The sequence below is a fragment of the Streptosporangium sp. CA-115845 genome (assembly GCF_050943795.1).
GTDB lineage: Bacteria > Actinomycetota > Actinomycetes > Streptosporangiales > Streptosporangiaceae > Streptosporangium.
In genome coordinates this window covers 2,566,977-2,593,316 of record NZ_CP191988.1, presented here as the reverse complement: position 1 = coordinate 2,593,316, position 26,340 = coordinate 2,566,977, and the positions used below count along the sequence as shown (strand labels likewise).

The 26,340-nt window shown below is 71.5% G+C and carries 15 protein-coding genes; 6 read left to right on the top strand and 9 right to left on the bottom strand.

Annotated features, from left to right (window positions below):
* Positions 1-22: 22 nt before the first annotated feature.
* A complete protein-coding gene (locus ACQP0P_RS13970) occupies positions 23-2,509 on the bottom strand; it encodes a glycoside hydrolase family 3 N-terminal domain-containing protein (RefSeq protein WP_433375931.1) in 2,487 nt (828 codons plus the stop codon).
* 381 nt (positions 2,510-2,890) lie between these two features.
* Between ACQP0P_RS13970 and ACQP0P_RS13965 the strand changes: the two genes are divergently transcribed.
* Together ACQP0P_RS13965 and ACQP0P_RS13960 are read left to right on the top strand one after the other, a co-directional pair.
* Positions 2,891-4,420, top strand: coding sequence for a PucR family transcriptional regulator (locus tag ACQP0P_RS13965; protein WP_433375929.1), 1,530 nt, complete (start codon positions 2,891-2,893; stop codon positions 4,418-4,420).
* A 204-nt stretch (positions 4,421-4,624) separates the two neighbouring features.
* A complete protein-coding gene (locus ACQP0P_RS13960) occupies positions 4,625-5,875 on the top strand; it encodes an NAD(P)/FAD-dependent oxidoreductase (protein WP_433375926.1) in 1,251 nt (416 codons plus the stop codon).
* On the opposite strand, the gene ACQP0P_RS13955 is transcribed toward ACQP0P_RS13960, so the two are convergent.
* The 7 genes from ACQP0P_RS13955 to ACQP0P_RS13925 are packed head-to-tail and all read right to left on the bottom strand — an operon-like array spanning position 5,849 to position 16,906.
* Positions 5,849-6,697, bottom strand: a complete 849-nt coding sequence (locus tag ACQP0P_RS13955; protein WP_433375923.1) for a methyltransferase domain-containing protein — start codon at positions 6,695-6,697, stop codon at positions 5,849-5,851. The genes ACQP0P_RS13960 and ACQP0P_RS13955 overlap by 27 nt on opposite strands.
* 15 nt (positions 6,698-6,712) lie before the next feature.
* A complete protein-coding gene (locus ACQP0P_RS13950) occupies positions 6,713-7,936 on the bottom strand; it encodes a cytochrome P450 (protein WP_433375920.1) in 1,224 nt (407 codons plus the stop codon).
* On the bottom strand, positions 7,933-8,730 hold the full coding sequence (locus ACQP0P_RS13945; RefSeq protein WP_433375917.1) for a thioesterase II family protein: 798 nt from the start codon (positions 8,728-8,730) through the stop codon (positions 7,933-7,935). Before ACQP0P_RS13945 ends, ACQP0P_RS13950 begins: the two co-directional genes overlap by 4 nt.
* Positions 8,727-13,286, bottom strand: a complete 4,560-nt coding sequence (locus tag ACQP0P_RS13940; protein ID WP_433375914.1) for an SDR family NAD(P)-dependent oxidoreductase — start codon at positions 13,284-13,286, stop codon at positions 8,727-8,729. The genes ACQP0P_RS13945 and ACQP0P_RS13940 overlap by 4 nt, the downstream gene beginning before the upstream one ends.
* The gene (locus ACQP0P_RS13935; protein ID WP_433375911.1) at positions 13,283-15,193 is read right to left on the bottom strand and encodes a non-ribosomal peptide synthetase; all 1,911 of its coding nucleotides are present in this window, start codon (positions 15,191-15,193) and stop codon (positions 13,283-13,285) included. The genes ACQP0P_RS13940 and ACQP0P_RS13935 overlap by 4 nt, the downstream gene beginning before the upstream one ends.
* Before the next feature lie 8 nt (positions 15,194-15,201).
* The gene (locus tag ACQP0P_RS13930) at positions 15,202-16,086 is read right to left on the bottom strand and encodes an NAD(P)-dependent oxidoreductase (RefSeq protein ID WP_433375908.1); all 885 of its coding nucleotides are present in this window, start codon (positions 16,084-16,086) and stop codon (positions 15,202-15,204) included.
* A 1-nt stretch (position 16,087) separates the two neighbouring features.
* Positions 16,088-16,906 carry an SAM-dependent methyltransferase gene (locus ACQP0P_RS13925; RefSeq protein ID WP_433375905.1) on the bottom strand — a complete coding sequence of 273 codons (819 nt, stop codon included), beginning with the start codon at positions 16,904-16,906 and terminating at the stop codon, positions 16,088-16,090.
* Positions 16,907-17,368: 462 nt separating this feature from the next.
* Between ACQP0P_RS13925 and ACQP0P_RS13920 the strand changes: the two genes are divergently transcribed.
* Entirely contained in the window at positions 17,369-18,589 is a 1,221-nt protein-coding gene (locus ACQP0P_RS13920; RefSeq protein WP_433375903.1) for a cytochrome P450, read from the top strand.
* Between the two features lie 88 nt (positions 18,590-18,677).
* On the opposite strand, the gene ACQP0P_RS13915 is transcribed toward ACQP0P_RS13920, so the two are convergent.
* The gene (locus ACQP0P_RS13915; protein WP_433375900.1) at positions 18,678-19,220 is read right to left on the bottom strand and encodes an EF-hand domain-containing protein; all 543 of its coding nucleotides are present in this window, start codon (positions 19,218-19,220) and stop codon (positions 18,678-18,680) included.
* Positions 19,221-19,515: 295 nt separating this feature from the next.
* On the opposite strand from ACQP0P_RS13915, the gene ACQP0P_RS13910 reads away from it, so the two are divergent.
* Genes ACQP0P_RS13910 through ACQP0P_RS13900 form a run of 3 tightly spaced genes read left to right on the top strand, consistent with a single transcriptional unit; the run spans position 19,516 to position 26,305 of the window.
* Positions 19,516-21,066 carry a TIGR02677 family protein gene (locus ACQP0P_RS13910; protein WP_433375897.1) on the top strand — a complete coding sequence of 517 codons (1,551 nt, stop codon included), beginning with the start codon at positions 19,516-19,518 and terminating at the stop codon, positions 21,064-21,066.
* Positions 21,063-22,229 (top strand): TIGR02678 family protein, encoded by a 1,167-nt coding sequence (locus tag ACQP0P_RS13905; RefSeq protein WP_433375895.1) that lies wholly within the window; start codon positions 21,063-21,065, stop codon positions 22,227-22,229. The genes ACQP0P_RS13910 and ACQP0P_RS13905 overlap by 4 nt, the downstream gene beginning before the upstream one ends.
* Positions 22,226-26,305: a TIGR02680 family protein gene (locus tag ACQP0P_RS13900; protein WP_433375892.1), complete on the top strand. Its 4,080-nt coding sequence runs from the start codon at positions 22,226-22,228 to the stop codon at positions 26,303-26,305. The genes ACQP0P_RS13905 and ACQP0P_RS13900 overlap by 4 nt, the downstream gene beginning before the upstream one ends.
* Positions 26,306-26,340: the final 35 nt, after the last annotated feature.

The window sequence follows — 26,340 nt, the reverse complement described above, 5'->3', positions numbered from 1 at the left end:
GTCGGCCGCGGTGAGGTGCGGGTCAGCCCACCGTGCAGGGTGTGCCGTTCAGGGTGAACTCGGTCGGCCTGGGGTTGGCGCCGGTGTAGGTGCCGTTGAACCCGATGCCGGTCGAGGCGTTGGGCGCGATGCTCGCGTTCCACGACAGGTTCATCGCGGCGACGGCGGCGCCCGACTGCGACCAGGTCGCCGACCAGGCGGGCAGGGTGACCTTCTGGTTGCCGGGGAAGGTGAACCGCAGCGTCCAGCCGTTGACGGCCGAGGTGCCGGTGTTGGCGACGGTCAGGTTGGCGCTGAAGCCACCTCCCCAGTCGTTGACCGTGTAGGTGACCTTGCAGGTGCCGCCCTCGCCACCACCGCCACCCGTGGTCGCGGTCACCGTGGCCGAGCGGGCCGAGCGGTTGCCCGCCGCGTCACGCGCGTACACCGCGAACGTGTAGGCGGTGCTCGCCGACAGCCCGGTGACGGATGCCGAGTTGGTCGTCGGCGTCGCCACCGTGGTCTCGGTCGTGCCCTGCACCCGTACCACGTCGTACCCCGTCACGCCGACGTTGTCGCTGGACGCCGTCCACGACAGGTTCACCGACGACGAGGTCACGTTCGACACCGTCGGGGTGCCCGGCGCCGTCGGCGGGCCGGTGTCCGCGGCGGACTCGTAGGTCAGCCCGTATCCGTAAGGGAAGAGCGGGGTCTTGCCGTCCCCGTCGTTGATCGGCTGCTGGCCGGCGCTGTTCATCCAGGTCACCGGGAGCTTGCCGGTGGGCTGGGTGAGGCCGAAGAGCACGTCGGCGACGCCCTGCCCCTCGGTGCCCGGCAGCCAGGAGGCCACCAGCGCGTTCCACCCGGAGAGCTGGGAGGAGATGTCCAGCGGGCGGCCGGAGACCAGGACCACGATCACCGGCACACCGGAGGCACGCAGCGTGTTGACGGTGTTCAGGTCCGCGCCGTCCAGCCCCATGGCTCCGGCGCGGTCTCCCTGACCTTCCGCGTACGGGGTCTCGCCCACCACCGCGATCGCCGCCCGGTAGGAGGAGTCGATGCCGCTGCCGGTCTGGTTGTAGGTCACCGTCGTGGAGGATCCGACGGTGTTGCGGATCCCCTGCAGGATGGTGGTGCCGGGAGTGATGTTCCCCGACGAGCCCTGCCAGGAGATCGTCCAGCCGCCGCTCTGGTAGCCGATGTTGTCGGCGCTCCTGCCCGCGACGAAGATCTTGCCGCCGCCGGTGGCCAGCGGCAGGATGTTCCCGCCGTTCTTCAGCACCACCTGCGACCTCGCCACCGCCTGGCGGGCCAGGGCGCGATGCGCGCCGCTGCCCACGGTCGAGGTGTAGGTCCGGTCGGCCAGTGGCTTCTCGAAGAGTCCCAGCTCGAACTTCTTGGTCAGGATGCGTCTCGTGGCGTCGTCGACGCGGGACAGCGGCACCCGGCCCGCCTGCACCTCGGCGCGGAGCAGGTCGATGAACTGCCGCCAGGCCTCGGGCTCCATCACCATGTCGATGCCGGCGTTGATCGCGGTTCGCACGTCGACGGCGGAGAGCCCGAGGGCGCCGTCGATCTGGTCGACGCCGTTCCAGTCGGAGACGACGAAGCCGGTGAAGCCCAGCTCGCCCTTGAGCACCGAGGTGACCAGATACCGGTTCCCGTGCAGCCTGCTGCCGTTCCAGCTGCTGAACGAGACCATCACCGAACCCACCCCGCGGTCCACCGCGGCCCTGAACGGCGGCAGGTGGACCGCCCGCAGCTCGGTCTCGGCCAGCTGCGTGTCGCCCTGGTCGACGCCGTTCGTGGTGCCTCCGTCGCCGACATAGTGCTTGGCGGTGGCCAGCACCGAGGCCGGCCCGTTCAGCGCCGCGCCCTGGGTGCCCGTGATGAAGCTCGTCATCGACGAAGGGATCTCCGGAAGTTCCCCGAAGGACTCGTAGGTGCGGCCCCACCGGTCGTTGCGCGCGACGCACACGCAGGGGGCGAAGTTCCAGTCGACGCCCGTCCCGGTGACCTCCTCGGCGACCGCCCTGCCGATCTGCTGCACCAGGGCGGGATCCCGGGTGGCACCGAGCCCGATGTTGTGCGGGAAGATCGTCGCGCCGGCCACGTTGTTGTGGCCGTGCACCGCGTCCACTCCGTAGATCATGGGGATGCCCAGCGGTGTCGCGAGGGCGGCGTTCTGGTAGCCGTCGTACATGTTCGCCCAGGAGGTGGCGTTGTTGGGCGAGGGCGCCGAACCGCCGCCGGACAGTACCGAGCCGAGCCGGTAGGTGGTGACGTCGGAGTTGCCGACCGAACCACGTTCCGCCTGGGTCATCTGGCCGATCTTCTCATCCAGCGTCATCCGCGAGAGGAGGTCGGCGACCCTGGTCGCCACCGGCAGGCCGGGATCCTGGTAGGGATTCACGGCCGCCGTCGCCGTCGCCGGGACGGATATCCCGGCCGCCAGCAGCAGCGCGGCGAGCCCGACGCGGAGACGGCGGCCCGGCCGGCCCGGCCGGTCGGTCAGGAGGGAGGTGCGCACATCAGGCCCCTTCGGGGAGGTCTTCCGGAAAAGCGGGTCGGACGGTGCAGGGCGGCAGGGCTTGCACAGGCCATTGTGGGAGCGCTCCCACATCTCGCACCATAGAATGCGGCCGCCCGGGGGCCAAGGGAGCTCCGCCTCCTCACCGGCCTGCCGACCCGACATTCACCGGGCCACCTGGCCGGACTCGCCCCGGCCCACCCACCACCCGGTGAAAATTTCACCGCCGGACCAGGCCGCACAGGTCTGCTGCCGGGCACCGGCGGACCCGGCCCTCGGCGGTCCCCGACGGATCGCCGTACCGCTGATCTGCTAGAACGGTGTTCATGCCACAAACCCGCCGGCAGGCGGGCACGGCAGAGGCACGCAGAGGTCGCGTAGATGTTGAAGCTGGACCGGTTGGTGAACGTTCTCGGTGGCTACGGGGCTCGGCTGTGCTGCGCTCCGGCATCGCGGGACGTCGAGCTGCGCAGCGTGGTGGTGCATGATCCGACCGACACCCGCCCCGCGACCGGTGACGTGTTCCTGGCGGTGGGCGTGGAGTCGGCGTCCGACGCCGTACGCCTGGCACGGGCGGCACGGGCCGTCACGGTGCTGGTGCACGGCAACCCTCCGCTCGACGAGAGCACGCTGGAACAGGCTCGTGCCGGTGGGATCGCCGTGCTGCTCGTCGAACCGGCGGTGTCCTGGAGCCAGCTCCTCGGCGTGGTGTACGGCCTGGTGCTCGAAGGCAGCCAGACCGGGCGGGGGCCGAACGATCTGCTGGCCTTCGCGGACACGCTCGCGACCGAACTCGGCTACGCGGTGACGATCGAGGACCAGATGTCGCGGGTCCTGGCCTACTCCGGCTCGCAGCAGACCGCCGATCCGGCACGGCTGGAGACGATCCTGGGCAGGCGGGTGCCGGACGCCATGCGCCGGCTGTTCGAGCGGGAGGGCGTCTTCGCCCATCTGGCGACCTCCGACGAGCCGCTGTTCGTCGACCCCTCACCGGCACACGGCCTCAGAGGCCGCATGGTGGTCGCGGTGCGGGCGGGGCGCGAGCTGCTGGGATCGATCTGGGTCGAGTGTGAGAGCCCGCTGTCCGACGCGCGGCGGACCATCCTGGAGGACGGGGCGCGGGCGGTCGCGCTGCACCTGCTGCGTTCCCGGGTCAGCGCGGACCTGGAGCGTCAGGTGGAGTCCGATCTCGTCATCCAGTTGCTGGAGGGGACCGCCGACGCGGCCGCGTTGATCAGCAGGCTCGGCCTGCCCCGGGAGCGGTTCCGGGTGATCGCGCTCCAGGCGCACATCGCCGAGGAGCGGCATGCCGCGATCCTGCTGGCCTTCGAACGCGCGACCACCGGTTTCGGCTGGTCGCGGCCGGGACGCAGTGCGCTGTTCGGCAACACCCTGTACACGGTGCTGCCCTGCGACAACGACGCCACGCCCACCCTGGACTGGCTCGCCGCGATCGCGAACGTCCTGCCGCGGCGGGTCAGCGTGCTCGCCGGTGTCGGCGGCCCGGCGGGGCCCACCCAGCTGGCCGCGAGCAGGCAGGAGGCCGACGAGAGCCTCGCCCTCCGGGCGGTGCGGCCCGCCGGCGCCCCGGCGGTCGTCTACGACGAGGCGTGGGACGAGATCCTGCTGCAACGCCTCCGGTCCGCCGCCTCGGCGGGGCGTACCCCCGCCCGCGGGCCGGTCGCCGAGCTGACCCGGCATGACGCCGAGCACGGCACCCAGTACATCGCGACGTTGCGCGCGTGGCTGGAGGCGCAGGGCGATCTGGCCGTCGCCGCCGGCCGCCTCAGTGTCCACCCGAACACCGTCCGCTACCGGCTGCGGAAGATGGCCGAGATCACGAACCTCCAGCTCGAACTGCCGGAGAAGCGGCTGGCGATGATCATCGCGCTGGCCGTCGGCCGGGCCTAGCCCCGCGGCGAGGACCGGCCGGCCGGTGCCTCCCGGGGCGGCGGAGGGAGCCGCGGTGGGCGCCGGATCCGGGGCCCGGCTCCCGGCGCTTGTCGCCGCACGACAAAACACACCATTGTGCTTGTCCGAAACGCACACACCATTCTCTGGCCACGCCAGCGATGCTCGAAACAGGCAACGAATGTCAGAGCGGAGAAAATGGTCATGGGCATCGACGGTGGGCCGCGTACGGCAGTGGTGATCGGCGCCGGCGTGGTGGGGTTGTCCACCGCGTGGTTCCTGCAGGAGCGCGGCGTGGAGGTCACGGTCGTCGACCGGGACGACGTGGCCGCGGGCGCGTCGTGGGGCAACGCGGGCTGGCTCTCCCCTGGGCTGGCCATCCCGCTGAACGAGCCCGGCGTCCTCCGCTACGGCCTGCGCTCCCTGCTCGACCCGAGCGCCCCGCTGCACATACCGGCCACTCCCAACCCGGCGCTGCTGTCGTTCCTCACCCGGTTCGCCATGAACTGCAGCTGGAAGTCCTGGAGCCGTGCCGTACGGGCCAACCTCCCGTTCAACGAGGAGTGCCTGGAGGCGTTCGACGTGCTCACCGCGAACGGCGTCGAGGCCCCCACGGTCGAGGCCCCGATCATGGCCGCCTTCGAGACCCCGCGGCAGGCGGTGGCGCTCCTGCACGAGCTCCAGCGCATCAACGAGTCCGGCCTGGAGATCAAGTACAGCGCGTTCGAGGGTGACGATCTCGGCAGGCAGGCGCCGCAGCTCTCCTCGCGCGCACGGGCCGGGATCCGGCTGGACGGGCAGCGCTACGTCGACCCCGGAGAGTTCACCCGCTCTCTCGCCCGCTCCGTCGTCGCCCGGGGCGCCACGATCCGGTCCGGCTTCCGGGTGATCGACGTCTACTCCCACTCCGGCGGGATCGCCGTCCGGTCGAGTGACGGGGACTCCGTCAGCGCCGACGCCGTCGTGCTGGCCACCGGCGCCTGGCTGAACCAGCTCGGCTCCTCCTGGGGCGTCCGGGTGCCGGTACGTGCCGGACGCGGTTACTCGTTCACCGTGCCGACGGACGAGCCCGTGCCCGGGCCGATCTACCTGCCCGCCGTGCGGGTGGCCTGCACGCCCTACCAGGGCAAGCTGCGCGTCGCCGGCACGATGGAGTTCCGGGACGCCGACGCCCCCCTGTACCAGAGGCGCGTCGACGCGATCATCGCGTCCGCCCGGCCGCTGCTCAGCGGCGTCTCCTGGGAGGAGCGCACCGACACCTGGGTCGGTCCGCGCCCCGTCACCCCCGACGGCAGGCCGCTGATCGGCGCCACCCGCGCCCCCGGCAGGTACGTCGCCGGTGGCCACGGCATGTGGGGATTCACCCACGGGCCGGTCACCGGTCGCATGCTGGCCGAGCAGATCACCACCGGAAAGCAGCCCGCGGCCCTACGGGACTTCGACCCCGTCCGCTGAGGCGGGACGGTTCGGCCCGCGGGCGGTGATCAGGACGCTGCCCGAGGGGATCGTGGCCCAGTCGGCGATGCCGTCGCGGATCCAGGCCACGGTCCCCGCACCGTACTCGGCCGCCAGCTCCGCGCGATGGGCGTCGAGCCGCTCCAGGATCCGCCGGTAGAACGGCTCGGTGTGCTCGGTGAGGTCCTCGACGGCGTCGACGCCGAGACCGGCGGCGCGCATGATCTCCAGGTACGCCCCGGCCTGCTCGATGGAGTGGACCTGGAACATCTCGAAGTACGTCGCCAGCCGAGGCCGCAGGTCGTCGGTGACGGGAACGTGCAGGCACGGGGCCTCCACCACCAACCGGCCACCGGGCCGCAGCACCCGGACGAGCTCGGCGAAGAGCGGCTCCGGCGCGAAGTGCGGCGTCGACTCGAAGACCAGTACCGCGTCGAACGCATCGTCGGGGTAGGGCATGGCCAGCGCGTCGCACCGCTCGAAGGAGACCAGCGGCTGCACGCCCCGCTCGCGCGCCCACGCCCTCCCCCGTTCCAGCGCCCGCTCGTCGACGTCGATCGCCGTCACCCGCGCCCCGGTGCGCTCCGCCACCATCACCGCGGGACGCCCGTTCCCACAGCCCACGTCCAGCACCAGCTCACCGGCCCGCGCGTCCAGGCGGTCGACCACGACCCCGGTCAACCGGCCGGTGGCCTCCTCGATCGGCGTGTCGTCGTCGGGTCCCGACCAGTAGCCGTAGTGCAGGTCGAGCCCGCCGACCTGCTCCGTCAACGAGGCCAGGTAGTCGTAGGAACTCGTCGTGGGATACGGCGTGCTGGGCATTTTTCCTCCGTACGCTTACCAGGACACCGGCAGTGATTCGAGGCTGTAGGCCGCGTTCATCGGGGTGAACCGGAGCTCCTCGAACGGGACGTCCAGCCGCAGGCCGGGGAAGCGGTTCAGCAGGCGGGGAACGCAGACCCGTAGTTCCAGCCTGGCCAGCTCGGCGCCCAGGCAGTAACGGGCGCCGTGCCCGAAGGCGAGATGGGGCAGCGGCTCGCGGGTGATGTCGAACCGGTCGGCGTCGGGCCCCAGGACGGCGTCCCGGTTGGCCGACGGCAGGGAGCACAGGACGTACTCCCCCGCCCGGATCTCCTGGCCGCCGACCGTGACGTCCTCCTCGGCGGTGAAGACCTTGCCGAAGGAGACCACCGACAGATGGCGGAGCATCTCCTCGACCGCGCGGTCCACGTCGGCCGAACCGTCGCGCAGCGCCGTGGCCTGGCCGGGGTGGCGCAGCAGGAGCAGGGCTCCCAGCCCGATCGTGCCGGCCGTCGTCGCGTACCCCGCGAGCAGCAACTGGGCGGCGATCCCGGCCAGCTCGGCGTCGGAGAGATCCGCGCCGTACGACGAGATCAGCCTGCCGACAAGGCCGCCGCCGTCGCCGGGATCGCGGCGGCACCGGGAGACGAACGCGCTCAGGTAGGTGTCCAGCTCGGCGAAGGCGACCGCCTGCTCCAGCGGCCTCGGGGTGAAGTCGAGAAGGACGTCGGCGTTGCGCCGCAGCCCCTCCCGGTCGGGCTCGGGGATCCCGAGGAGTTCGAGGAAGATCCGTGCCGGGACCGGGAGCGCGAAGTCCGCGATCAGATCGGCGCCAGGCCCGGAACGGCACATCGCCGCCATCCGCTCGTCGGCCACGGCCTCGACGCGCGGGCGCAGCGCCCGCAGCCGGCGGGCACCGAACTCCGCGTTGAGCATCCGCCGGAGGCGCGCGTGCTCGCGGGGGGCGTACGTCGAGAAGAAGCCGGGGCGCGGCAGCGGGAACCCTCCCGGAGGCTCCGGCGGCGGGATCGGGCCGTCGACCGCCGCCCTGGAGCTGAACCGCCACTGGTCCGCGACCACGCGGCGGGCGTCGGCGTAGCGGGTGACCAGCCACGCGCTCGCCCCGGTCGAGAGGGTGACCCGGACCACCGGCTCTTCGGCCCGCAACCGGGCGAACTCCTCGGCCGGGTCGAGGGGGCAGACGCTGGAGCGGCGGACGAAGAGCGGCACCGGCGGGCTGTCGTCGATCACGGCGGTCACGCGTGCGGGGAGGGGGAGAGCGGGTCGTCGCGGCGCCGCACACCGATGTCGCCGAGGCGGGTCACGATGTCGGTGACGAGTGCCGCCTCCGCGTCCACCGGGTAGAAGTGGCCCCCGGGGAAGGTCAGCAGCTCGAACCCCGCGGACGCGACGCGGTTCCAGGCGCGCATCTCGTCGTGGCTCACGCGCCGGTCGTCCGTCCCCAGGTAGGCGGTGATCGGAGCGGCGATCCTCGGGATGGCGGCGGGCCGGTAGGCGTGCAGCAGGTCGTGGTCCGCCCGCAACGCGATCATCGCCAGGTCCATCAGCTCGGGGAAGCGCAGCAGCGCCGGATCCGCGGCGGCGGCCTGCTCGGCGAGTTGCTCGTCACCGATGGGAATCCGCCGCGCGTCGCTCGCGCACAGGTGCGGCGCCGCGTGCGCGGACACCAGCAGCGACGCCGGGGAGATCCCGTGCTCCCCGGCGAGCCTGACCGCGACCTCGTACGCGACCACCGCGCCCATGCTGTGCCCGAACAGGGCGAGCGGGCGGTCGGCCAGGGGGAGGAGCACTCGGCAGAGATGGTCGACGAGGAGCTCCATCCGGTCGATCGGCCGCTCGTTGATGCGGTTCTGCCTGCCCGGGTAGCACACGGCGGACAGCTCGACGTCCTCGGGCAGGTGGTCCTGCCATCCCCGGTAGAAACTCGGCGACCCCCCGGCGTGGGGAAAGCAGACCAGCCGCAGCCGAGGCTCGGCGAGCATCTGCCGCCGGCGCAGCCACATGCACTGATCGGCCGGGATCGTCTCGGTCATGAAAGATCACTCCTTTCGAGAACCGGGCGCGGACCGCCCGCCCCGGTCTCTCCCTCGCCGTCCGCCCACGTCACGGCGAGTGCCTTCGCCAGGCCCTCGATCGTCGGAGCGACGAACAGTGCCTTGACCGGAAGCTGAACCCCGAATCGCTCCTTGCAGCGCTGGACCACCTGCAGCGCGCTCAGCGAGTGCCCGCCCAGGAGGAAGAAGTCGTCGCGCCTCCCGATCGTGTCGACACCGAGCACGTCCTGCCAGACGGCCAGCAGCTCCAGCTCGCGAGGGCTCCACTCGTCGGTGCCGCCGGCGGGTGGCGCGGCGGGGTGGCGCGGGCGAGGAGGTCGTGACCGGGCGGCGGGCACGGCGGGGCGCCGCGCGGCCTGCCCCGCACTCCCCGGCGGCTGGGAGGAGACGACCACCTGTCCCAGGGGAAGGGCCGCCAGGCACCTCTCGAAGGCCTCGACTCCCTCCTCGGGGCTCAACCCGCCGCTCAGCCCCTCACCGGTGAGCTCACGGTGGCGCCGTTCCATGTCACGGGCCATTCCCACCCCGTTCCAGCGGTCCCAGTTGATCGACAGCACCGGCAGGCCGTCGCGCCGCGCGCAGAGGGCGAACGTGTCGAGGAAGGCGTTGGCCGCCCCGTAGCAGGTGAGCCCGGGAACCCCGGAGAACGAGGCCAGCGAGGAGAACAGCGCGACGAAGTCGGGAACCGCGCCGACCTCCCGCAGGGCGGAGACCAGGGTGGAGGTCCCCTCGGTCTTGGCCCGCAACGCGGTGACGACGTCGTCCTCGGTCAGGAACTCCGCCATGCCGCCCCCCGGCACACCGGCGGCGTGGATCACTCCGTGGATCTCGCCGAACCGCGACCGCGTCTCGTCGAGAACCTCCCCGAGGCGCCGGGCGTCGGCGACGTCCGCGCCGCGCACCAGGACCTGCTCTCCCCGGCCGGCGAGGAGGGCCGTCACCGCCTCGCCCTCCCGGCTTCCGGGCCCGTGCGGCGGGAACTCCCCGGATACTCCGCGCCCGATCAGGACGAGCCGTGCCGAGTACGTGTCCGCGAGGTGCCCGGCCAGCCGCAGCCCGATCCCGCTCGTCCCCCCGGTGATCACGTAGGTTCCGCCCCGGCGTATCCGGGGGCCCGTTCCCGGTGTCACCCGCAGCGGCTCGAAGTGGCGCAGCCAGCGGTGTCCTGCCCGCAGGCCGATCGGGTCCTCGCCCGGATCCCCGCCCGGATCCTCGCGGGAAGGGCGGCAGAGCTCGGCGAGGAGCTCTACGGCTCGGGTTCCGTACTCCTTTCCGTCACCGGGATCCAGGTCCACGAGCCGGATGCGCGCGTCGGCCAGCTCGTGGCGGAGCGGCCCCGCGGCTCCGATCGTGAGGGCCGCGCGCGGGTCGAGCCGCTCGCCTCCGGTGATCTCCAGGGCACCCCTGGTGACCAGGGAGAGATCGGCCCGCGGCCGGCCGCTCAGGGCACGGGCCAGGCCGACGACGTGGCCCAGCGGCGGGCAGGTCCGCGAGAGCGGCGGCGCTCCCCAGAGGCAGACGATCCGCAGCGGTCCGGCCGCGTCGGCCTCCACCGTCTTCAGGAGCCTTTCGTAGTCCTCCCCGCACCCGGGGTCGATCGTGATCCGGTCCGGGGCCGCGCGCTGGAACGCGCGTCCCGGGGTGACGACGACCGTGGTGGCCCCGTACTCCGCCAGCTTCACGATGATCGCCTCGGCGAGGGGCGAGGAGTCGGAGAGCAGGATCCAGCGGTGCTCCCGCACCGCCGGCCCCGGATCCGCCGGCACCTCCACGGCCCTCCTCCAGGTGACCCCGTACAGGCCGTCGGGTGAGCGTTCCACACCGGGGAAGGCCGGCTCTGTGGCCCGCACCGGGTCCGGCGGGCGGGTGACGGTGGGCGCGAAGGGGTAGGGCACCGCGGGCAGCCGGAGCCGCCGTTCCGGCCAGAGCGAGGGCAGGTCGACCTCGACGCCCGCCTCCCACAACCGGCCCAGCGCGCGGAGCAGGACCTCCCTGTCGGCCCGCTCCTCCATCGGGTGGCGGGTGACGTTGACGACCACGGAGTCCGTGCCCGCCCGTACCCGGACCGGCGTGCTCAGCGTCGTGCCGGGACCCACCTCGACGAGGATCTTCGGCCCGTCGGCCAGGACGTGGTCGAGTGCGGCGTCGAACCTGACCGTCGCCCGCAGATGGGTCACCCAGTACTCGGGGTCGGCGAAGTCGGCGTCGTCGGTCCCCGTCACAGCCGAGATCAGGCGCATCGAGGGGGCACGCAGCGCGATCCCGGCGAGGAAGCCGCGAAACTCCCCGAGTACGGGGTCGACCAGGGCCGAATGCGCGGCGGTGCCGAGCGGCAGGAGGCGGCCGGTGATCCCGCGCCGGTCCAGCAGCTCCCTGACCTCGGCGATGTAGGCGGCGGGACCGGCGAGCACGCAGGACGCCGGGCCGTTGACCACCGACAGGCACACTCCCTCTCCGAGGAAGGGCTCGACCTCCCGCTCGGAGGCCGGAACCGCCAGCATCGCCCCGTCGTGCAGCGAGGCCAGCAGCTCGCCGCGTTTGGACACGACGGCGAGGGCGTCGCGCAGCGACATGACGCCCGCGACGCAGGCCGCCGCGTACTCACCGAGGCTGTGCCCCATCAGCAGGGAGGGGATCACCCCTTGGGACATGAGAAGCCGGGCGAGCGCGATCTCCATGACGAACACGGCGGGCAGTTCCAGGGCGGGGTCGCTCTCCCCGTCCGGGACGGTGTCCGAGACGGGGACCGGCATCGCGCCGGACCCGTCCGCCCACAGGGCACCCAACCGCCCGGCGGCGGAGCGGTCCGGCAGCAGGTCCAGGCACTCGTCCACGGCCGCGCGGAAGACCGGCTCCTCGTGGTAGAGCTCGCGCCCCATCCCGGGATACCGGGTTCCTCCACCGGGGAACATGAACACCACGTCGGCGTTGCCCGCCCGGACGGCGGAGGCGGTTCCGCCGGTCGCGCGCCCGCGCAGCTCCGCCACGGCGTGGGAGCGGTCGCGGAAGACTCCGGCATGGCGGAAGGGGAGATGGCGGCGGCCGACCGCGAGGGTACGGGCGAGGTCGGCGAACTCGGGATCGGAGACGTCACCGAGGGCGTCCGCGCAGGCTCCGGCCATCTCGGCGAGGGCCGTCTCGTCACGCGCGGACAGCGCGACGAGCTGCCACGGAGGGGCCGGGGCGGTGGGCGGGCGCGGCGGCGGCTCCTCAAGGATCACGTGGGCGTTGGTGCCACCGATACCGAAGGAGCTGACGGCCGCCCGGCGGGGGACATCCGTGAGCGGCCAGTCCTCCTCCTCCGCCGCGAGGCGGAACGGGCTCGTCTCGAAGTCGATCTCAGGGTTGGGGTGCGGTGAGACGACGGGGCTGGGCGGGATCCGGCCGTGCTGGACCATCAGCGCGGCCTTGATGAACCCGGCGACTCCGGCTGCCGCGTCGGTGTGCCCGATGTTCGATTTCACCGAGCCCAGCCGGCAGTATCCACGCCCGGTCGCCCCCGCCGCCCGGTAGGCCCGGGTCAGCGCGGTGACCTCCACCGCGTCTCCGAGCGCCGTGGCCGTTCCGTGGGCCTCGACGTAGCCGACGGTGTCCGGGTCGACGCCGGAGACCGCGAGCGCGGCCTCCACCGCGGCCTGCTGGCCGCGGACGCCGGGTGCCGCGTAGCTGAGCTTGTCCGAACCGTCGTTGGTGACCGCGCTTCCGGTGACCACCGCGTAGACGCGGTCGCCGTCGGCCAGGGCGTCCCCGAGCCTGCGCAGCACCACGATCCCGAGGCCGTCCGCGGGGACGAACCCCGACGCGTCCCGGTCGAAGGACCGGACATGGCCGTCGGCGGACCAGACGCCGCCCTCCTGGTGCAGGTAGCCCTGCCTGCGCAGCGGCGTCCAGGAGACCCCGCCGGCCAGGGCCATGTCACAGTCGTGGGTGATGAGCGCCCGGCAGGCGAGGTGGATCGCGACGAGCGAGGTGGAGCAGGCGGCCTGCACGGTGATGCTCGGCCCGGTCAGGCCGAGCTTGTAGGAGGCCCGGGTGGAGAGGAAGTCCTTGTCGTCGGCGGCCGCCAGGAGGTCCGCGGAGGTGCCGAGAAAGGCCCCGCGGTCCCTGTCCCGGTGCGTGCCGAGGGTCTGCCCCGCGTAGACGCCGATGGTGCCGGGGAAGTGGTCGGGCGCGTGGCCGGTGTCGTCCAGGGCGTGCCAGGCGGCTTCGAGGAACATGCGTTGCTGCGGGTCCATGAGGGCCGCCTCGCGCGCCGAGTAGCCGAAGAAGGAGGCGTCGAACCGGTCGGCGTCCCAGAGGATGCCACCGGCGGGAACGAGTTCGGGATCGGCGAGGCGCGCCTCGCTCGCCCCGCCCTCCCGCAGCTCGTCCGGGGTGAGCTCGGAGATGCCCCGGCGGCCCTCGGCGATGAGGCGCCGATATTCGGCGACGTCGCGCGCGCCGGGAAAGCGGCAGGCGATGCCGACGACCGCGATGTCGGCGCCCGAGACGCCGACACCCGCGATGTCGGCGCCGTCCGCGTTCGTCGGTTTCAACTCTGTCGTCCTTTCCAGCGGCGTTCCTCAAGTGACCGGCTTCCGGCGAGCAGGTTCCTCCTGCTCGCCGCGGCCGTCGCGAGGTCTCGCCCGGACCGGTCACGATCCCCGGCGCGCGTGTCGAGAAGTGCCGCGAGCGACCGCACGTCGGGGGCCGCGATGAGGTCGGCGACGGGGAGCAGGACCCCCCGGCGTTCGTGGATGTCGGCCTGGAGGGTGATGAGGTCGACCGAGGTCCCGCCCAGCTCGAAGAAGTTCTCCTCCGCGCCGACCTCGTCGAGTCCCAGGAGCAGCCCCACCATCTCGGCCACCTCCCGCTCCCCCGGGCGCGAGGACACCGCGTGGCCGTGCCTCGGCCGGCCGCCCGCCGGGCTCGGCAGCGCCGCGCGGTCGACCTTGCCGTGGGAGGTCAGCGGGAGCCGCTCCAGCGTCACGAAGAGCGACGGGATCATGTACGGGGGGAGCTGACCGGCGAGCAGCTCGCGCAACTCGCCGGCCGGAACCTCCGGCCCTCGCGAGAGCTGCGCGTACGCGGTGAGCCTGGCGGTTCCGGTCTCCTCACCGGTGGTGGTCACCGCCGCTCCGGTGACGCGCGGGTGGCGCATCAGGGCCGCCTCGACCTCGCCGGGTTCGATCCGGTATCCCCGGACGTTGAGCTGCTCGTCGATCCGCCCCACGAAGTCGATCTCTCCCCCTCCCAGCCGCCGGGCGAGGTCGCCGGTACGGTACAGGCGCGCGCCCGGGCGCCTCGCGAACCTGTCGGGGACAAACCTCTCGTGTGTCAGGTCGGGCCGCTTCAGGTATCCCCGCGCCACACCGCGCCCTCCGACGCACAGTTCGCCGGTCTCCCCCTCCGCGACCGGGTCGCCCGCCGCGTCGAGGATGTGGACCTCGACCCCGGCCAGCGGGCGTCCGACGGACGGCCTGCCCGCCCCCGGCCGGCAGCGCCCCGCCGTCGCGGACACGGTGGCCTCCGTCGGACCGTAGGCGTTGAACAGGCGCACCCTGGGTGCCCACCGCTCCACCAGGAACTCGGGCAGCGCCTCGCCGCCCGAGGTGAGGGTGGTGACCGGTACCGGGACGTCCTCGGGCAGGGTGGCCAGCAGCGACGGAGCGCCGGACAGGTGGGTGATGTCCAGCTCGCACAGGACGCGGCTCAGCTCGCGGCCGTACAGCGGCACCCCGGCCTCGGGGACGCAAAGGGTCGCGCCGTTGAGCAGGCTCATCGCGAACTCCCAGACCCAGGCGTCGAACGTGAACGGCGCGAACTGCAGGACGCGGGCCCCTTCGAGGTCGCCGAAGAGCAGCCGCAGCCCCTCCGCCAGGTTGGTCACGCCGCCGTGGTCCACCAGCACGCCCTTGGGGGTGCCGGTCGATCCGGAGGTGTAGAGCACGTAGGCGAGGCTGTCGGCCCGGGTCGCCGGTGCGGCACTCCCCTGCGCCGATCCCGTGACGGGATCCGGCCTTCCCAGGTCCGGCCGTACCGAGCGCAGGCCGTGTCCCGGCAGCAGTTCCTCCGGGTCCCGGTCGGCGACGACGATCCGGGCGCCCGTGTCGGACAGCACCAGCTCGTTCCGTTCCACCGGGTGCGACGGCGGCAGGGGCACGTAGGCGCCACCGGCCTTCCAGATGGCCAGGACCGTAGCGGGCAGCAGGAAGGAGCGCTCCATCAGCACCCCCACCGTGTCGCCCGCCCGCACCCCCGCCGCCACGAGCTCGCCGGCCAGGACCGTGGCGTGCTCGCGCAGCTCCGCGTACGTCATCCGCCCGCCCGGGTGGACGAGAGCGTCACGCTCGGGCGCGACCTCGGCCCATCTCTCGAAGAGATGGTCGGCACCCGCCTCTGCCCACCCCTCGCAGAGGCTGCCGGCACCGGCCGCGCCGCCGACCGGTTCAAACCCGTGCATGCTTCCCCTCAGCGGTTATGGACGGCCGCTCGGCGGCTGCGGAACTGTTCGGTGAGCACCGCCACGTGCTCGCGCCGGTAGCCCTGGTCCATCGCCCTCTGCACGCGCTCACGCATCACGCCCAGGTAGGACTGGTCGATCCCGGCCCGCTCCGCGATGCCGGTCAGGTTGTCGAGGACGTCCAGGTGCGAGGTCAGCGGAGCCTGCTCGAAGGTGTAGTCACGGCGCGCGATGAGACCGAGACCGACGCCGATCGTGTTCTGGAAACCGGGGTCGTAGAGCGGCACGGATTCGGCGAAGTCGTTGAGGGGGACGCCCAGGCTCTCCGCGATGGCCGAGCATTCCAGGAAGCCGTTGACGAACGCGTAGTAGAAGGCGCTGGACACGACGTGGTAGGCCTTCGCATAACCGGGATCGGAGCCCAGACGCACCTGCTTGCCGGAGAGCGCCTCGGTCACGCCCGCCAGTTCCTTGAAGTCCTCGGCCGCCCCGCCGTAGACGGTGAAGCAGTCCTCGGTGCCGATGGCGTCCGGGTAGTTGAGGATCGCCGCCTCCAGGTATCTGCCTCCCGCGGCCTCGACCCGCGCTCGCAGCGGGGGAACGTCGTCGGGGACGCCGCTGGCGTTCTGCACGACGAGCCTGCCGGAGAGATCGGCCGCGGCCCCGTCCAGGACCCGGTGGGTGACCTCGTAGTTGAGCAGGCAGAACAGCACGATCGGGGAGTCCTCGATCGCGGCGGCCGCCTTCTCGTGGATGCGGACGTTCCTTCCCGCGAGCCTCTCCGACCGTTCGGGCGTGCGGTTCCAGACCGAGACCTCAAGGCCGGAGTCGGCGCAGGCCCGCACCACCGCGGAACCGATCACGCCGGTTCCGATGACTGTCATGTCCGCCATGTCAGTGCTCCATCCTGTTGAAGGTCATGACCACTCCACCGACCTCGGTGGCGTCCGCCCAGGCCGCGAAGGTGTCGAGCAGCCGCTCGGTGCCGGCCCTGGCCTCAAGCCGCTCCCGGAGCGCCCATACGAGCCGGGGGAAGGAATCGCGCACGTTCTCCGTGATGTCGACGAGTTCGGTGATCGCCATCCCCGCCTCCCGCGCCGCCGACAGGTGGTCCTCGGGCGCGTCGAGCGACACGGCGTTCAGCATGGCCAGATAGGGGCCGATGCGCCCGCGGATCTCCTCCGTCATCGGAACCCGCAGGTAGGGCGTCTCGACCACCAGGCGCCCCTGCGGGCGCAGGACCCTGGCGATGTTCCGGTAGAGATCGGCGATGTCGAAGTGCGGGGTGACCTCGAAGGCCAGCACCGCGTCGAACGAGGCGGCGGCGAACGGCAGGTCCAGCGCGTCGACGCGCCGGAAGTCCACCATCTCCGCCATCCCGTGCGCCGCGGCGTGCTCCGCCCCGTTGCGCAGTGCCTGCCGGTCGATGTCGATCGCGACGACCCGCGCCCCGAATGTCCTGGCCAGGCGCACCGCCGGACGGCCGTTGCCGCAGCCCACGTCCAGCACCTGCGAGCCGGGGCCCACGTCCAGCCGGTCCAGCACGAAGTCGGTCATCCGCTCCGTGGCTTCGGAGATCGTGGTGTCGTCGTCGGGCCCCGCCCAGAAGCCGTAGTGCCGGTCGGGTCCCGCCGTCTCGCCCACCAGTGCGGCGAGCTCGTTGTAGGTTGACTCGATCTCCGAGGGAGCCGTTCTGACGTTTCCCGCGTCCACCCGGAGTTCGGAGTCCTCACCATCCAGACCAGAAATGAGAAACCTCCCGAACCGGCACCAATAATCTTAAATTGCCGATCGAATTAATTCCCCGGCCGAGCGAAACAGTAGCAGCGGGGGCCGACACAGTCGACGACCTCGAATATCGGTTTCCCACCCATTCGGGTCAACACTTCCACGAACGTCGGTACCGGTACACCACCCTTTCGCCATAAAACCATTTATCGACAAAAGGCGGATCTGTCTTTCTTGGTTTTGCCTTTCCCGCTTCACGGGTAATCCCGCTACGGAAGCCGGACCGCCTCCGCGGATGGTGAACCAAACGACTGTCGGCACCATTGCCCACAAAACGGATAGCCGACTCAGGCTGATGGGCGTCAACGGCGACGCCGAGGTCCGGCGCGGTGGCCGATTCCGGACTTGAACCCAGGCCAGCGAACCGAGTCATTCACCGGAGAGACCGTGGACATCATTCCCGAGCCCGTCGACTACCCTTTCGGTAAGCCCATCCGTCTCGACGTCGACTCCGAATACACGCGCTGCCGCGAGCGGCCGGGGCTGACCAGGGTCCACCCGCCCTACGGTGACGACGCCTGGCTGGTGACCCGCTACCACGACATGCGTTCGGTGCTGCGCGACCGCCGTTTCGTCCGGACGCCCCCCGCCGGCGGCGACGAGGCGCGCCTCACCGTCCTGCCGCTCCAGGACAGCATCCTCAACACCGACCCGCCGCAGCAGACCCGGCTGCGCCGGGTGCTGGCGAGCGGGCTCAGATTCAACACCGAGCGGATCCATCTGCTCCGATCGATCGCCGAGCAGCGTTCCCTTACGCTCATGGCCGGGTTCACGGACACGCCTCCCCCGTACGAGCTGGTCGGCGACTACATCAAGCCACTGGTCGTTGAGGTGCTGTGCCCGCTGATCGGGATCCCCGAGCAGGACCTCGCGATCTTCCTGAACTGGTTCGAGGGGTTCGCCGGCACCGAACTGGCCGCCGACGTCGTGGAGGCCAGGGTCGAGGAGATCTCCCGCTACACCGACCGGCTCATCGCCGCCCGGCGCGCGGAGCCAAGGGACGACCTCGTCAGCGTTCTCGCCAACGCCCTGGACGAGGAGGGTCCCGGCGGTGCCCCCGCCGAGGACGGGGGGCTCGCCGAGGCGGAGATCAAGGAACTGGTCAACGACATCCTGCTGGCGGTCGACAACGTCTCGACACAGCTGACGAACGCCTTCTATCTCCTGCTCACCTCACCCGGGAAGCTGGCGGAGCTGCGCGCGGATCCCGGGCTCATCCCGGCGGCCGTCGACGAACTCATCCGCTACGCGCCGTTCCCCTCGCACGTCACCTTCGCCCGTTACGCCACCGAGGACGTGGAGGTGGGTGGAACGCTGGTGCGCGCGGGAGAACAGGTGCTACCCGCCCTCCCCTCGGGCAACCACGATCCGTCGGTGTTCGCCGATCCCGGCGAGCTCGACTTCCACCGCGGTTCCAACCCGCACCTGTCCTTCGGGTACGGAACGCACCACTGCATGGGAGCGCCCCTGGTGCGCATGCTGATAGGGGTCGCGATCTCCTCGCTGTCGGAGTGCCCGCCGATGCGCCTCGCCGTCTCGGATGACGAGCTGCCATGGCGCTCGGATCTGCTGATCCGCCGCGTGGAGACACTGCCCGTCACCCGCTGACGCCGCGCCCGGCACTCGCCGGAGAAGGACCGCGTGAAAAGGTGGCGGTCGCCAACCGCACGACCGCCACCCCCATCCATCACCCCGGCTATTTCACCTGACCGAAGACCTGGCCGGTACGTGAGGTGAGCTCGCCGACGAAGAAGTCGCGGCAGGCCCTGAAGTATTCCTCGCTGCTGATCTGGCCGTCGCGGTTGGTGTCGATATTGCCCGCCCCCTTCTCCGCCTCGCTGCTGGACAGCCCCCAGGCCTGCAGCAGCTTCGCGTACTCGGATGGGGACAGGAGTCCGTCGTCGTCGATGTCGGCCGCCGCGAACTCGGCATCGGTCACCGGGCGAAGGAGCTTCTCGGCGTTCTCCTTCTTGGCGTTGTTCTCCATGTAGGAGCGGAACTCCTCCTTGGAGATCTCCTCGTTCCTGTCGGCGTCCATGGCCTCGGCCATGGCCACCCAGGCCCGGTCGTACGCCTCCGTGAGGCGGCGCCCCTTGGCGGATCCCTTGTCGCAACCGAAGTGCTTGAGGGTCCTGTCCGCCAGAGCCTGCAGGTCGCTGTGCTGGATCCGGCCGTCGCCGTTGACGTCGACCAGCTTGAACCAGTGGTCCGATTTGCGGGCAATAGCGTCTATAGCCATTATTTGCTCCATTCATATGACGGCCTACTTCTGTGACCGAAATACCCGTAGCGGAGCAACAAAAAAACCAAAGAACGAGAAATTCTTATAGCTTTCAGGAAAAGCCTAGCCGGACTATTCACGAAAAATCAGAGATATTCATACTCGAACGAGAGCCGTCATGATCGGTTCGCTCCGATCATGGATGTGGACAACCGGGGCCCCACGGACTCCAGGCACCCGCCGGCGCATCCGTGAACCACCGATGCCAGCCATATCGGCACATCCGGCCACTTCGATCAGGCAAAATATCCTGGTGATCGATCCGCCGCAGTCGAACCACCAAGATCCCCAGCCCTTCACTCACCTGAGCACACCGAACGCGCCGCTCTACCGTCAGGTGCTGCGTGCGTTCGCGCGGGCAAAGGAACGCTTCATCGTGCATCTGCGGCCCGAGGATGTCGCGGCCGAACTCGGCAGGGACAGTGACGATCAACTCGCACAGGCGCTGGGGAAGCTGACCGAATGGGGGAATCTGCGGGCGGACGCCGACACCGGCAGGGTCACCTCCGTCGAAGATTTCCACCGCAAGCGATTCCTTTTCCAGCTCACCGCGGCCGGCCAGGCGGCCGAGCAGGCCATCGCCTTCTACGAGGAGGCGGTCGGCCGCCGGGGCGCGCTGCAATCGGTGGCCCTCGGTGACATCGCCGAACAGCTCAGATCCCTGTCCGCGCTCGCGGAGCAGGCCGACCCCGATCCCGCCAAGACACATCTGCTGCTGCTCTCCCTGGCCGAGCGGTTCTCCTCGCTCGCCGACAACGCCCAGGCCTTCATGGCGTCGCTGCGCCGCGCCATCGACTTCTCCGACGGTGATGTGGAGGGGTTCATCGCCTACAAGGAACAACTGATCGACTACATCAACCGCTTCATCGCCGATCTCGCCAACTCCGGCGCCCGCATCGCCACGCTCCTGACCGAACTGGAGGCGGGTGACCACGAGAAGCTGCTGCGGCTGGCCGCGCGGCGAGAGGCCGCCGACGCCGTACCGGAGGGAACGGATGCGGCCGACGCCTACGACAGGGCCGAGGCCGCGGCGCTCGGCTCGTGGCGGAACCGCTGGCGTGGGCTGAAGGACTGGTTCGTCTCCCAGGGCACCGGCCACCCCTCGCAGGCCCGGCTGCTGAGGCAGGCGGCGATCACCGCGATCAAGCAGCTCATCGACGCGGTCGGCCTGATCAACGAACGTCGCTCGGGCCGCTCCGACCGCTCGGCCGACTTCCGTACCCTGGCCCGCTGGTTCGCCGAGGCACCGGACGAGGCGGCGACGCACCGGCTGTGGCGCGCGGCCTTCGGCCTGTCGTCCGCGCGGCACCTCACCGTCACCGCCGAGACCGAGAGCGCCTGGCGGCAGGAGGACCCGGCCCCGAACACACCGTGGCGCGCCGCCCCACCCGTCCGGATCTCCCCGCAGCTACGCAGGACCGGCTCCTACGAACGACGGGGGAAGCCGAACCGGGTGCAGGACCGCTCGCGGGCCCGCGCCTTCCTGCTGGAGCGGGTGGAGCGCGAAGCGACGGAGACCGCCGAGGCCCGCGCCATGCTCTGCGGCAAAGGACCGGCTCTCCTGTCCGAGCTCGGCGTCCTCGATCCGCGGGCGTTCCGGCTCTTCCTCGCTCTGCTCGGCGACGCACTGGCCGCCCGCCCGCCGGGCGAGACCGAGGTCAAGACCGTCACCGGCGACGGTTCGATGGAGGTACGGCTCTCGCTCGTCCCCGGCGGCGACCAGATCGAGATCCACACCGAGGACGGGACGCTCACCGGTCCCGAGCATCTCATCGAGATCATCGATCTGATGGCGGCCTCGTGATCCGCGACGAGGAGCGGGCGCAGCGGCGAACCGCGCTCCGCGCGCTGCTGGTCAAGCCGCTGCTCACCGCCGAGAACGACGCGGACAGGTTCGTGCTCGTCCGACGCCACCTGGCCGAGCTGCGTGACTGGCTGAGCCGGGAGACCGGCTGGCGGCTGCTGGCCGACGCGGAAACGGCACGGCTGTTCAAGACCGCTCCGACCCTCTCCGATGCCACCCATCCGGCTCGCGGCAGGGCCAAGGAGCCCTTCGGCCGCCGCCGCTACGTGCTGCTCTGCCTGGCCCTCGCCGTACTGGAGCGGGCGGACGCCCAGACCACGCTTGGACGGCTCGCGGAGGAGGTGCTCAACGCGGCGGCCGAACCCGGGCTCGACTTCGCCTTCACCCTGGAGAGCCGGGCCGAGCGAGCCGACCTGGTGGCCGTCGTGCGCACGTTGCTCGACTGGGGCGCGCTCCGCAGGGTCGCCGGTGACGAGGACGCCTACCTGTCGGCCACCGGCGACGTCCTGTACGACGTGCGCAGACCGGTGCTGGCCACGCTCCTCACTCCGGCGCGCGGCCCCTCCACCATCGATGCCACCGGCTTCGAGGACCGGCTGACCGAACTGACCGCCGAACCCGTCGCCGACACCGACGACCTGCGCAACCAGGCGATGCGCCGCAGGCTCACCCGCAGGCTCCTGGAAGACCCCGTCGTCTACTACGACGACCTCGACGAGGCAGAGCGTGCCTACCTCGTCTCCCAGCGCCAGGCGATCACCCGCAGGATCGAGGAGGCCACCGGGCTGCTCCCCGAGATCCGCGCCGAGGGCATCGCGATGGTCGACCCCGACGACGAGCTGACCGACGTGCGCATGCCCGAGCAGCGCACCGACGGGCACGTGACACTGCTGGTGGCCGAGCACCTGGCCGTCCATGGCGAGGCGGGCACCGAAGAGCTGCGCGCCTTCGTACGGGGGGCCGCGGCCACCCACGCCTCCTTCTGGCGCAAGGGAGTGACCGAACCCGGCGCCGAGGAAGAACTCCTGAGCATCGCGCTGGACAAACTGGTGGCGCTCCGGCTGGTCGAGGTCCGCCCAGATCACGTGCGCGGTCTCCCGGCCATCGTCCGTTACACCCTCGAAGAACCGACAGTCCGCGAAGCTGGAAAGGTCCGGCGATGACACATCCGACTCCGACCTCGGAGCGCTGGAAACCCCTCAGAGCCGGGCTCGTCGACATGTTCCATTACGACGTCGAGGAATTCCACTTCCACGACGGACGGCTGCTGTTGCGCGGCAACAACGGAACGGGCAAGTCGAAGGTCCTCGCCCTGACCCTGCCGTTCCTGCTCGACGGCGAGCTCGCGCCACACCGTGTGGAGCCCGATGGCGACCGCCAGAAGCGGATGGAGTGGAACCTGCTGCTGGGGGGCAGGCATCCGCATCCCGAGCGGCTCGGCTACACCTGGATGGAGTTCGGCCGGCGCGCCGCCGACGGCACCGTGGAGTTCCGGACGATCGGCTGCGGCCTGAAGGCGGTGCGGGACCGCGGCATCGTCAGGCACTGGTTCTTCGTCACCACTCAGCGGGTCGGCGCCGGGCTGGACCTGCTCTCCCCCACCGGCGTCTCGCTCACCAGGGACAAGCTGCGCGACGCCGTCGACGGGCACGGCATGGTCTACGACCGGGCCGTTGACTACCGCAGGGCCGTGGACGAGGCGCTGTTCGGGCTCGGTGAACACCGCTATGAGGCCCTGGTCAACCTCCTCATCCAACTCCGCCAGCCGCAGCTGTCCAAGAAGCCGGACGAGAGGCTGCTCTCCCGCGCACTCACCGAGGCGCTCCCTCCGCTGAGCCCTTCCCTGATCGGCACGGTGGCCGAGGCGTTCCGCGGGCTCGACGAGGAGCGCGACGCCTTGGGAGCGCTGGAGGAGGCCCGCGGCGCCGCGACCGACTTCCTGACCCACTACCGCAGATACGCGGGGATCGCCGCCAGACGCAAGGCCGCGGTGCCCCGCACGGCCCAGAGCCGCTACGAACATCTCGGCCGCGACCTCAACGAGGCCGAGAGCCGCCGTGCCATCGCCAAGGGCGCCCTGGAGGCGGCGCGAGAGTCATTGACCGGGCTGGCCGCGACGCGGGCGCGGCTGGAGGCCAGGAAGGAAACCCTGGAGAAAAGCCCCCGGATGCGCGACGCCGAACGGCTTACGCAGGTCAGCGAGGAGGCCGAGCGGCAGGCCGGACACTCACGTGTCCAGGAGAACGCCAGGGAGGACCTGGCCACCGAGGTGCGCCGCCGCCAGGTCCGGGCGGAGGCCACGGAGGCCAGGGCCGCCCAGGCCGCCCGCGAGCTTTCCGCCGTGCGGGAGTCGGCCGCGTCAGCCGCCCGTCAGGCCTTGTGCGAACGGGCCCACCTCGACATCGTGGCTCGCTGGGAGGAGGATCCGGCCGGGGCCCGCCGCGCCGCCGAGACCCTGGCCGACCGGCGATCGCAGGCGGTGGCCGAGCTTGACCGCCTGTTCGAGGCCGTCACCCGGGCCGGTGCCCGGCTCGATGCCGCCCGCGCCGAGACGGACCGGCTGACCCACGAGCTCCAGGCCGCCGCCGAACGCATCTTCACAGCCGGGCGGATCACGGAGGAGCAGACCGCCGAACTGGCCGGCTCCTATCTCGGCTACCTGGCGGGGGTGGTCGAGCTGCGGATCGACGACCCGGACGCGGTGCTCGGCACACTGGAGTCCTGGGCGGTCACCGCCGAGGGCCCCAACCCCGCGGCGACCGCCGTCGACGACGCCGCCCGGGCGGCTACCGCCGAGCTGAGCCGCGGGCAGGCGGGACTGGACGCCGAGCTGCGCGCCCGGCGGCAGGCCGCCGCGGACCTGGCAGAGGAGATCACCCGGCTGGAGTCCGGCGGTCACGACGCTCCACCCTCCCCGTACACCCGGCCCCCCGGCGCGCGCACCGACCGCCCGGGCGCGCCGCTGTGGAGAGTGGTCGACTTCGTCGGGGCGATCCCCGCCGACCAGCGGGCCGGGCTGGAGGCCGCGCTGGAGGCGGCGGGCATCCTGGACGCCTGGGTGACCCCGGCGGGTATCCTCGTGGCCGAGGACGACACGGTCCTGCTCGCGGGTACGGCTGTCGCCGGCCCCTCCTGCTCGGCCGTACTCCGTCCCGCCGTCGACCGCGCCGACCCTCAGGCGTCCGCGCTGCCGGACGCCGCCGTGCACGCGGTGCTCGCCGCCATCGGGCTCGGTCCCGGCACGACCACCTGGGTCGCGGCGGACGGCCGCTGGGCCAACGGGGTCCTGTCCGGGGCCTGGCACAAGGAGAGCGCCGAACACATCGGCGAAGGCACGCGGGAGGCGGCCAGGCGGGCACGTCTGGCCCGGCTCCGGGAGGAGCTGAACCGGCAGCGCGAGCGGCTGGAGGAGCTCCGGAGGGAGCTGGACGTCCTTGCCGCACGGCAGCGCGCGCTCGCCGAGGAGCACCGCGCGCTGCCGTCGGACGCACGGCTGCGCGAGGCGCACGTCAAGCTGGCGGGCGAGCATGAGCGGCGGCGCGAGCTGGACGGTGCGCACCGCGTGGCGCTCGGCGTGATGAGCGCGCGGCAGGCGGAGGTGGAGACGGCCCGGACCCTGGCAGGCGAGTTCGCCGAGGATGTCGGCCTGCCCACCGGGGCGGCGGAGCTCGCGTCGGTCAGGACCGGGGTGGCCGGCTACCGTCTCGCCCTGGCCGGGCTCTGGCCCGCGGCCGAGACGATGCTCGGTGCGCGCGAGGCCGCGGCGGAGACGGCCGAGGAGCTGTCCCTGACCCGCGAACGACACTCCGAGGCCGTTGAGCGGGCGGCGCGGGCCCGGGAGGGAGCGGAGGCCGCCGCGGAGGCGTACCGGGTGCTGCTGGAGACCGCCGGAGCGGGCGTCGAGGAACTCTACCGACACCTCGACGAGGTGCGGCAGGCCCTGCAGGAGCGGGACACCGCCGAACGCGCCGCGCGGCAACAGGAGCAGACCGCCCTGGTCGAGCAGGGTAAGGCGGAGGGCACACTCGACACCCTGCGTGGCGAGATCGAGCAGGCGGGGTTGGTACGCGACGCGGCGATCGCCGAGTTCCGCGCGTTCGCCGCCACCGGCCTGCTGCGTGTCGCCGTACCCTCACTGGAGATTCCCGATCCCGGCACCGAGTGGGCCGCGACCCCCGCGGTGCTCCTGGCCCGCGCGGTCAACGCCGAACTGGACGGTGTCGACGACGCGGACAGCCCGTGGGACAGGGTCCAGAAGCGGGTCACCGAGGAGCACAAATCGCTCTCCGACGCCATGTCCAGGCACGGGCACTCGGTCGGCCTGACCCTGCGCGACGGGGTCATGGTCGTCGACGTGCTGTTCCAGGGGCACACCAGGGACATCCCCGGTCTGGCGGAGGCGCTTTCCGAGGAGACCGAGCACCGCGCCCAGTTGCTGTCGGCCAAGGAGCGGGAGCTGCTGGAGAACCACCTTCTCAACGAGGTGGCCGGAACCCTCCATGAACTGATCGCCGCGGCCGAGACCGAGGTACGGGAGATGAACTCCGAGCTGGAGGCCCGTCCGACCTCCACCGGCATGCGGCTACGCCTGGTCTGGAAGATCGCCAGGAACGCCCCCGACGGGCTCGACCGGATCCGCGAGAAGCTCCGCCAGACGGTGGACGCCTGGTCTGTCGGAGACCGCGCCCTGGTGGGCGCCTTCCTGCAGGAACAGATCGCCAGGGAGTACGCCGACAACCCGGCCGCGGGCCGGACCGAGCAGCTCACCAGGGCGCTGGACTACCGGAACTGGCACGAGTTCGCGATTCAGCGTCTGCAGGACGGCCAGTGGCGCACCGCCGCCGGGCCGGCCTCGGGCGGCGAACGGGTGCTCGCCGCGTCCATGCCGCTGTTCGCCGCGGCGTCGGCCCACTACAAGTCGGCGGGCAACCCCCACGCGCCACGGTTGGTGGCGCTCGACGAGGCGTTCGCCGGGGTTGACGACGACTCGCGTGCCAAGTGCCTGGGGCTGCTGGCGACGTTCGACATGGACGTGGTGATGACCAGCGAGCGGGAATGGGGCTGCTACCCGCAGGTGCCGGGGCTGGCGATCTGCCAGCTGTCCAGACACGACGGCGTCGACGCCGTGCTGGTCACCACGTGGCGGTGGGACGGCAGGGAACGCCGCAGGATGGAGCGGCCAGATCCCCGCCCCACCGCGATCATCCCCGAGCAGGAGCCGGAAGGGCTGTTCACGTGACGTTGAGAATCCAGACGGCGACCACCCCTCGAAAG